10 protein-coding genes are annotated in these 8,973 nt (G+C 51.9%); 4 read left to right on the top strand and 6 right to left on the bottom strand.

Annotated features, from left to right (window positions below):
* Window positions 1-150 precede the first annotated feature (150 nt).
* A complete protein-coding gene (gene fliE, locus RTX30_RS22130) occupies window positions 151-462 on the top strand; it encodes a flagellar hook-basal body complex protein FliE (RefSeq protein WP_312692916.1) in 312 nt (103 codons plus the stop codon).
* A 212-nt stretch (window positions 463-674) separates the two neighbouring features.
* On the top strand, window positions 675-1,571 hold the full coding sequence (locus RTX30_RS22135; protein WP_312692932.1) for a diguanylate cyclase: 897 nt from the start codon (window positions 675-677) through the stop codon (window positions 1,569-1,571).
* 33 nt (window positions 1,572-1,604) lie between these two features.
* Here the strand turns inward: RTX30_RS22135 and yedF are convergent, their stop codons facing one another.
* Together yedF and yedE are read right to left on the bottom strand one after the other, a co-directional pair.
* The gene (yedF, locus tag RTX30_RS22140) at window positions 1,605-1,835 is read right to left on the bottom strand and encodes a sulfurtransferase-like selenium metabolism protein YedF (protein WP_312692918.1); all 231 of its coding nucleotides are present in this window, start codon (window positions 1,833-1,835) and stop codon (window positions 1,605-1,607) included.
* Entirely contained in the window at window positions 1,832-3,043 is a 1,212-nt protein-coding gene (gene yedE, locus RTX30_RS22145) for a selenium metabolism membrane protein YedE/FdhT (RefSeq protein ID WP_312692920.1), read from the bottom strand. Before yedE ends, yedF begins: the two co-directional genes overlap by 4 nt.
* A 196-nt stretch (window positions 3,044-3,239) precedes the next feature.
* Here yedE and yedD point away from each other — a divergent pair, with 196 nt between their 5' ends.
* Window positions 3,240-3,650 carry a lipoprotein YedD gene (gene yedD / locus RTX30_RS22150; RefSeq protein WP_312692922.1) on the top strand — a complete coding sequence of 137 codons (411 nt, stop codon included), beginning with the start codon at window positions 3,240-3,242 and terminating at the stop codon, window positions 3,648-3,650.
* 36 nt (window positions 3,651-3,686) lie between these two features.
* On the opposite strand, the gene amyA is transcribed toward yedD, so the two are convergent.
* The 4 genes from amyA to fliD form a co-directional block, all read right to left on the bottom strand.
* Window positions 3,687-5,174 carry an alpha-amylase gene (amyA, locus tag RTX30_RS22155; RefSeq protein WP_312692924.1) on the bottom strand — a complete coding sequence of 496 codons (1,488 nt, stop codon included), beginning with the start codon at window positions 5,172-5,174 and terminating at the stop codon, window positions 3,687-3,689.
* Between the two features lie 191 nt (window positions 5,175-5,365).
* On the bottom strand, window positions 5,366-5,725 hold the full coding sequence (gene fliT, locus RTX30_RS22160) for a flagella biosynthesis regulatory protein FliT (RefSeq protein ID WP_312692926.1): 360 nt from the start codon (window positions 5,723-5,725) through the stop codon (window positions 5,366-5,368).
* Window positions 5,725-6,135 carry a flagellar export chaperone FliS gene (gene fliS, locus RTX30_RS22165; RefSeq protein WP_312692928.1) on the bottom strand — a complete coding sequence of 137 codons (411 nt, stop codon included), beginning with the start codon at window positions 6,133-6,135 and terminating at the stop codon, window positions 5,725-5,727. The genes fliT and fliS overlap by 1 nt, the downstream gene beginning before the upstream one ends.
* Window positions 6,136-6,156: 21 nt before the next feature.
* Window positions 6,157-7,578, bottom strand: a complete 1,422-nt coding sequence (gene fliD / locus RTX30_RS22170; RefSeq protein WP_312692930.1) for a flagellar filament capping protein FliD — start codon at window positions 7,576-7,578, stop codon at window positions 6,157-6,159.
* Window positions 7,579-7,823: 245 nt separating this feature from the next.
* Between fliD and RTX30_RS22175 the strand changes: the two genes are divergently transcribed.
* A complete protein-coding gene (locus RTX30_RS22175) occupies window positions 7,824-8,726 on the top strand; it encodes a flagellin (protein WP_312691569.1) in 903 nt (300 codons plus the stop codon).
* Window positions 8,727-8,973 lie beyond the last annotated feature (247 nt).

The raw sequence follows: 8,973 nt of genomic DNA on the forward strand, positions 1-8,973 counted from the left end.
ACATTGGTCCATTAACATGGCCCTGCCATTATTTGATGAATCCGAATTTTCTATGCCTCAAATAACCTGGTTTTTTATCGCTATTTACCGCCATTATCTCATTGACAAGCTGTTAACCTTGTCTGGTACCAAACCATCCGGGGAAAAAACATGGCTATACAGGGCATTGAAAGCGTCGTCAGCCAGCTGCAGGCCACTGCAGGGGTTGCGCGTAATCAGAGCGTGGAGAGCGAACCGACAATCAGCTTTGCCGGGCAACTGCATGCTGCGCTGGATCGCATTAGCGACACACAGAATGCGGCACGTGTTCAGGCGGAAAAATTCACACTCGGTGAGCCGGGCGTGGCGCTGAATGACGTGATGACCGATCTGCAAAAATCCTCTATCTCGTTGCAGATGGGGATTCAGGTACGTAACAAACTGGTCTCTGCCTACCAGGACGTTATGAACATGCAACTCTAGTTCGGCGTAAGCCTGCGAAGAGATTGTGCGTTGGGCGTACAGTGCGCGGTAACACTCCTGCGTGCTGAGCGCCCTGCTTTTATTTTGTCCATTCGTCAATAACGTAATTCTGCGCGTTCGCTTCCTTTTCCCTGTATTAATTATATTTACGTATCCATACTTTTTGTTTTTTACACTTCCGGCCGTCCATTATTACAGTGTGAGGGCTGATGATGTTCAGAGAAACATGCCAAATTGATACAGCACTTGCGAGTCTGGATAAAGCCATCGATACGCACTACACATGGCTGGTAAATATCATGGTGGAAATTGCTTCTGCGAAGACTTCGGCCGCTGAAATTATCCCTGCGTCTTCTCATGAATCCTGCCCAGTAGGCCGCTGGTTGCAGTCAAAACCCCGTGCAGAGCATGGAGAGGGGGTATGCATACAGGCGATCTATCATGCGCATTCACGTTTACATGAAAGTGGCCATCAATTATTACTGGCCGTTTCTGAGGGGCGTGTCTCTGAGCACGAATTTACGGATTTTAAATCGTGCCTGCAGTTATTTTCTTCGGCGACTAATGACTACCGAAAATACCTGTTAAATATGCGTAATGGTATTGATGCCTTAACCGGTTTACCCGGCCGAAGGGCGCTCGACGAAACATTTTCTCAGCGGTTACAGGCAGCACAAGGCCGAGCTGTCTATATGCTGATGCTGGATATCGATCGCTTTAAAAATATCAATGATAGTTGGGGGCACCTGGTTGGCGATGCGGTTTTACGCGCGCTGGCCCGGCAATTGCGAGAGTGGGCGCAGGGCTGCGATACGGCTTACCGCTACGGTGGTGAAGAGTTTATTCTTTTACTGTGCGCGGCGGGTGATGAGGAAGCCTGTAAAATCGCGTTGCGCCTGTGCAACGCGATTGCCGATCGCACTATCTATCATGACGATTTGGCGCTCAGGATCACTGCAACCCTCGGCGTGACGCGTGTTCGCACAGGCGAAACGCTAACCCGGGCGCAGGAACGCGCCGATGCGGCGATGTACCGCGGCAAACAGACCGGGCGTAATCGCTGCATGTTTATGGATGCACAGGGGGAGATACGCCATTTCGTCGGGTAAATTCCCCCTCTCTGGTGGGAGAGGGGGGGAGGGTTATTTCTGAATCAAATAACGGATGGTCGGCCCATCCTGCTGAATATCCAGCACGGTGTAACCGTGGTTACGCGCATCAAGCGGGATATTATTAATCGACTGTGGGCAGTCGCTGACCACTTCCAGAATTTCCCCTTTTTTAAGCTGCGGCATCGCTTCTAAAGTTGCCACTGCCGGGTAGGGGCACGGTTCGCCGGTCATATCCAGCCGATAGTCAGGCACAATACTCATGCGATCTCCTTAACAGGTGAAGTGGCAGGGGTTTTCCGGCGGAAAAAACGCTTTTCCCAGCCAATCACAAACAGCAGCGCGGCCAGCAGCAGAAGGTAGGTCACCAGCAAACCGCCGAGTGGTCCGAAGGTCTTCAGCAAATTGACTTTGTCCCAATGGGTAGCCAGCGCGGGGGAGAGATCATCCCAAAAGTAAGCCAGCAGGGTAGAGCCGATCACATTACCCAGGCCCACCCACCAGTAATGCACCTGGCCTTCTACCGCGCGGTACATCCAGCCCGTTTCGCAACCGCCGGCCAGAACAATACCGAAACCAAACAGCAAACCGCCGATGACGGCATTCGGGCCGGCCCACATGATTTTGGCTTCAACACCCAACTGGACGTAGCTGAAAATGCCAATCGCGCTGGCCGCCATGCCAAAGATAATGGCTTTGGCCATCATAGTGCGACCGGTGATCCACATATCACGGAACGCAGAGGTGAAGCAGATCTGCGCCCGTTCAATCAGTAAACCAAAGCCGACACCGAACAACATCGCCAGCCCCAGTTTCGGCTGGTTCATGGCAGTGAATAGCGCCCAGCCAAGCATGCCTGCAAAAACCAGCACCCCGAGGCGAAAGCGGCGTTTTGCCTGTGCGGGCTTTTGCGTCAGTGGCGAGGCAGCGGAGACTTTCTGCATTTTCACGGGAATGCGGAAAAGCGGCAGCAGAGTAAAACGGGCGCCGAACCAGGAACCGATGGCTGTTGCTACGGCGAAAAACCAGGCATGCAGCGAAAACTGTGGGATGCCGGTAAAAAATGCCGCAAGGTTACACCCCATCGCCAACCGTGCGCCAAAGCCGGCAATAATGCCGCCAGCAATTGCTTGTGCAATTCGAATTCGGCTGTGAGGAAAGCGAATTTTAACGTTGTTGGCCCATAACGCCGCTGCAAAACAGCCGCCAAACATGCCAATGATCATCATGCCGTCAATGCGGGTCAACGGTGTGCCATCAAGATGGATTAATTTAAAATAGCCCCACTCTTCAGTATGGACGCCAGCCAGTTGTAACAGCTGGCCGCCCCAGCGGGTGAATTCGCCGGTCACCGCCCAGAACGTGCCTGTGATACCAAAATAGTAGGTAGAAAGGATACCCGCAGCGATAACCGCCGGGACAGGGGACCAGAACTTTATTAAGAAACGGTCCTTAAATTGTTGCCATGACATAATCAAAAAACCTCTGAACTCAGAAGGGTCGGTGGGGAAGAGAAAAAGAACCCGGATAATACACGGGCACCCGTCAAACCGGATGCAAAAAACGGTGAAAACCTGGTACAGATCAAACTTACCTGCACCGGGGAAAGGCTGGCGGCGATAACGCTTTAATGCCACAATATTTTTTTCTTCGCGAGCAGGGCAAAAGATGAAAAAGCGAGTGATCCTTGGCGCAGTTATGCTGCTAAGCGGCTGTATGCAGGTCGATAATTATCAGGCAGTGGTGAAACAACCTGCGCCTGCAGGGTTAGTAGGGTACTGGCAGTCTGCCGGGCCGCAAAGCAAGCTGGTCAGTCCGCAGGCGGTGGCCAGCCTCATTGTGACTGCCAGCGGTAACACCCTGGATTGCCGGCAGTGGCAGCGGGTTATCGCTGTGCCTGGTAAGTTAATGCGTAACGATGGCAAGCTCTATAACGTGACGCAGAATCTGGACGTGTATCGCATTGAGCAGGAAGGGGCGTCGCTGGAAGTTGACGGCTTAACGCTGAAAAAAGTCGATAAACCGACAGCAGAGTGTGAGCAGGCGCGGGTGGCCGCAGGTCTGGATATCGCACGATAAACGCCAGGCCGGGTAGGTGCACTACCCGGCATCACGCTACAGCACTTCTTCCATCACCCATACGCTAACGCTGCCACCGTTACAGGTAAACACGCCAACGCCTTTTTCGTCTGTGCTGACGCTCTCCTCACGGTTGCCGAGGAAATCCCGCCACATTTTGTTGCCGTAATTTTCACCCAGCGCCAGTTGTTTTTCTCCCGCGTCACCGTTGGACATCACCACTACGCAACCGGGATCGTCGGCGGTTCCGCTGCGGCTAAAGGCGATACAGTTCGGATGGTCAAACCATAATGTCTGTACCCCGTGCGCGTAGCGCTGGCGAGCCAGAATCAACTGGTCGAGTTTGTCGATGATCGGCATATCAACGTGATAATTTTCGCCGTCACCGCCGGTGTCGTCATAGCTTGCGCCGTACAGATCCGGGTAAAACACAGACGGCACGCCGTTTTCCCGCAGCAGGATCAACGCATAGGCCAGGGGTTTAAACCAGGCTTCAACCGGCGCTTCCAGCGCCTGCAATGGCTGCGTATCGTGATTGGCGACCAGCGTGACGGCATGAAACGGATCGGCTTCGACCAGCGTACCCGTAAAAATCTCACGCATGTCGTAATCGCTCCCCTGTTTCGACGCTTCGTGGAATTTCATATGCAACGGGGCATCAAACAGCAGGGTTTTACCCTCGACCTGGGCAATATATTGCTGCAGTTTTTCCACTTCATGCGACCAGTACTCTGCAACAATAAAGAGGGGCTTTGGCGCCACTTCCTGCACATGCTCAATCCACTCTTTGTAGAACCATGCGGGAATATGTTTAACCGCATCAAGGCGAAAACCGTCGCAGTGGGTCTGTTCCATTACCCAGCGCGCCCAGTATTTAATCTCTTCGGTTACGGCATGATTGCGAAAATCGATATTCGCGCCCATCAGATAATCAAAGTTGCCCAGTTCATCATCGACCTGATCGTTCCAGCCCTCGCCGGTGTAATCATTGACAATTTTAAACACCCCGTCTTCATCCGGGTTTTCAATATGGTCGATACCACTGAAGCATTTAAAATCCCAGATGAATCGGGAATATTGCACGGCGCGGGCAGGAAAGGTGTAACGAGTCCAGGCCTCGCACTCGATAACCTGCTCGTCAATTTGCGTGCGATCGAGCGCATTAACCCGGTTGACGTGGACGGACTCTTTTTCATCAGCGCCCATTTTATGATTCACCACGACATCCAGCAGAACGGCAATGTTGTTCTGTTTCAGCGCGTCGATGGCGGCGAGCAACTGGGCTTTATCGCCGTATTTGGTGGCGATCGAACCGTGCTGATCGAATTCGCCTAAGTCAAACAGATCGTAACTGTCATAACCCACAGAATAACCGCCGGAGGCCCCTTTATACGCGGGGGGAAGCCAGACCATGTTAATGCCAATATCGTTGAAACCCGCGGCGCGCTCACGCAGTTCCGGCCACAGCTTGCCGCCGTCGGGATAATACCAATGAAAGGTTTGTAACAGGGTGGGGTTCTTCATGTTTGCACGCTCCAGAATGTGACTCTGGAAGTATGGATGAGATTTTAAAAAAGCTGACAGAGATCGCATTTTTCATCCCAGCGCAACGGGGCACTGATGATGACGGAGGGAGGAATAGTGGGAGAGAGCGGTGAGTAAGAACAAACCTGGCGGGTGAATGATATTACAGGCTCACCCGCCGGGCATGAGGGTTAAATCTCATTGGGAAAGAGAATGTTTCCGGAAAGACGTCCATATGTCGAATGCAAGTTATGTTGTCGGGATGTTTGTCCAACCAATGTCCGTAATTCGTCCATCCGCTGGCTCAATAGTTCTTTCAGAATGACTTCGTTATCCAGAACTTGTTGCAGCACAGGGCGAATTTGCGCCTGCAACTGAGGCGCAATTTCACTGGCATTCTGGAATTTGGTCAGCTTTTCTACTGCTTTGATATAGCCGACTTCGTGTTCAATAAGCTCGTCCCAACGCCCTTCCTTTGCGAGGATAAGCATGGTACGGCTGACGACCAACAGCTGCTGATAGTGGTGGAGCAACCCGAGATTTGCATCCATTAGTAAGTGTCCCGCGCGGATTGATGAGTGGGGCCAATCTCTTTCCAGGCATCAGCGATGTTGTTCAGCAACGTTGAAACTTCATCAATGGCTGAGAGGTCATTGTGGAGGTTTGCCTGTAAAAGACGTCGTGTCATATAGTCATAAAGACTGTCCAGATTAGCGGAGAGCTCGCCACCAACTTCGTGGTCGAGCCCGGCCCGCAAACCATTGGTAATGATATTTATCGCTTTTGAAAGCGCCTGTCCTTTACCGGGAATATCTCCCTGCTCAATCAGTATCGCAGCCTTTTTCATGGCGCTTAACGCCCCGTCAAAAAGTAATACCACGAGTTGATGCGGGCTGGCGCTCAGGACGGCGCTTTCCACGCCGACCTGAGCATAGGCCTGAGTTCCCGATTTCGTATACATGTCAAACCTCAACTAACTGGTTTATGCGTTCATTGCATTAAATTGCTGAGTCAAATAGTTACCAGTGGATGTCAGAGAAGAAACCAATGAACTCAAACTGGTGAACTGTGTTTTGTAACGCGCCATCGTCGCGGTAATTTGCGCGTTGGTGCGGTCATATTGATCGGACAAACGTTTCAGCGTTTTGTTGATACCATCAGTCGCATTCTGCACGGAGCCTGATGTCCCTAAAAAGCCGGACAGCAGGTTACTGGCCTGGGTCGCAAAACCGGTGGTTTTACCGTCCCCGGAAAGGAAACTGATCACATCGGCTGATTTTTCGTTCAGCGCTTTATCAAGCTTGGTGCTGTCAACGGTCAGTTTACCGGAAGTATCCTGAGTAATGCCCAGTTGCGACAGGATAGAAACGCTGCTCCCGGTTGCGCCCTGGCTTGCGGACAATACTGAACGCAGGCGCGTCTGGATATTACGCAGTGTACCATCGCCTAACAAGTCGCCGTTGGCGGTGCTTTGTGCATCGCTGCCTTTATCTACCGCGGTGTATTTCGTCTGGTTAGCGATAGTGGTTTGCAGGGAGTTGTAAGCATCCACGTACGCCTGGATTGCAGCCGTCATCGGCGCGTTATCTTTTGTGACCGACAACGTTTCTGGCGAGCCAGACGTGGTCAGTTTATTCAGCGTCAGTGTTACGCCTTCAGGCGCATCGGTAATCGTATTGCTGCTACGGGTAATTTCGATCCCGTTAATTTTAACTTTTGCATCAGAGGCAGCGACCTGTTGGGTCATCTTGTTGCTGGTGCTGCTGGGATTCGTTGAATCGTAGCTAATGTACTGCGCCAGTTGCGCATCATCCGTGGTGATGGTCATCTGGTTTTTAAGGCCGCTATCGCGTGAGGTCAGCGCCAGGTAGTAGCTGCTGTCGTCCGCTTTGATCACACTTGCAGTCACGCTACCTTGCTGTTTGTTGATCGCATCGCGAATGTCTGCAAGGCTGGTTTTATCACTCGACAGCGTCACCGTCATCGGGTTAGTTTGCCCCGGCTGAGAAATGGTGATGGTGCGCGAGCTCATGCTGCTATCACCTAAGTCAGTATCTTTGCTGGCCACTTTCGGGCTGAGCAGAGACTGTGACGCAGCCAGTGAAGTTACGTCGATAGAATAAGTACCCGCCGCCGCCGTGTTAGCGAGCGTCGCGCTAAACGCGGTGTTGGTGCTGGAGACTTTTGTTGCCGCAATGTTCGAGGTGTTTTTCAATGCATTAGCGGCAGTTTGCAGCTTGGTCAGTGAGGTTTGTACCACGCCCCAGGCTGTCAGTTTTGCCTTATACGAAGTCTGTTGCGTCGTAATCGGTGTAAGTTTGGTCTCTTCCGCTGTTTGCAAGTTAGCGTACAGCGTGTTGAGGTCAAGGCTGGTGCCTGCGCCGAGCGAACTAATACTTGACATATCTTCATCCTTCCAGTTTTGGACAATCACTGAGGGGATTATCGGCAGCGACTGCGAAAAGATTAGAGGGTTTTTTATAAAACAATGGCGAAATAAAGCTAATGAATAGCGGGCAGTTTAACGCTTTAAAAAAATGATGTTTTCTCCTAAAGGTTACAGAAACACGGTCGATAACGAGGGTGACGGTGAGTAAACCGTAGGCAGATGCCTGAATCTGATAACTTTTTTTTCGAAGGAATTACATCATGGCTGTTATTAATACTAACACCCTGTCTCTGATGACTCAGAACAACCTGACCAAATCCCAGTCTTCTCTGGGGACGGCGATTGAGCGTCTGTCTTCCGGTCTGCGTATCAACAGTGCAAAAGATGACGCAGCGGGTCAGGCCATTGCTAACCGTTTTACTTCCAACATCAACGGCCTGACCGTTGCTGCCCGTAACGCCAACGACGGTATCTCTCTGGCGCAGACTGCTGAAGGCGCGCTGAGCGAAGTCAACAACAACCTGCAGCGTATCCGTGACCTGACCGTTCAGGCGCAGAACAGCTCCAACTCTGCTTCCGACATCGACTCCATCCAGGCTGAAGTTAACCAGCGTATGGAAGAGATCAACCGTGTGACCACGCAGACCGACTTCAACGGCATCAAAGTCCTGAACACCGGTACCGGCTCCAGCAGCTACAGCTTCCAGGTTGGCGCGAAAGACAGCGAAACCATCTCCATCAGCCTGAGCAAGTCTGATTCTTACAACCTGTTCAGCACTTCTTCTGCAACCGGCGCAACTGGCGGCCTGGTGAACGGCACTGCGCGTTCTACTTCTGCAGAAGGTTTCGACGTACTGAGCGGTACTGTGACCACCGGCGGTGCCACTGACGGCAGCCCGCTGGCAGACATCGATGCGGCCATCAAAGCGGTTGACGATCAGCGCAGCCTGCTGGGTGCGTCTCAGAACCGTTTCGAGTCCACCATCACCAACCTGAACAACACCGTGAACAACCTGTCTGCAGCGCGCAGCCGTATTCAGGACTCCGACTACGCGACCGAAGTATCGAACATGTCGCGAGCGCAGATCCTGCAACAGGCCGGTTCTTCTGTACTGGCTCAGGCAAACCAGGTTCCGCAGACCATGCTGTCCCTGCTGCGTTAATTATAGTTTACGCAAATATGCTTGTGAAAAAGCGCCGCATGTCGGCGCTTTTTTTATGGGCGGCGAGCGAATAAAAGCGACGAAAAATAGCAAAAAATAGCTAAAGAGTTTTATCACCCCGTCGATAACTATTATGACGGTGATGAAGCCGCTGGCGCTTACCGGAATATAAATTTCTCAATGAAGGATAAATATCATGGCTGTTATTAATACTAACACCCTGTCGCTGATGACTCAGAACAACCTG

Source organism: Kosakonia sp. (genome assembly GCF_032052965.1).
In the GTDB taxonomy this organism is placed as follows: domain Bacteria; phylum Pseudomonadota; class Gammaproteobacteria; order Enterobacterales; family Enterobacteriaceae; genus Kosakonia.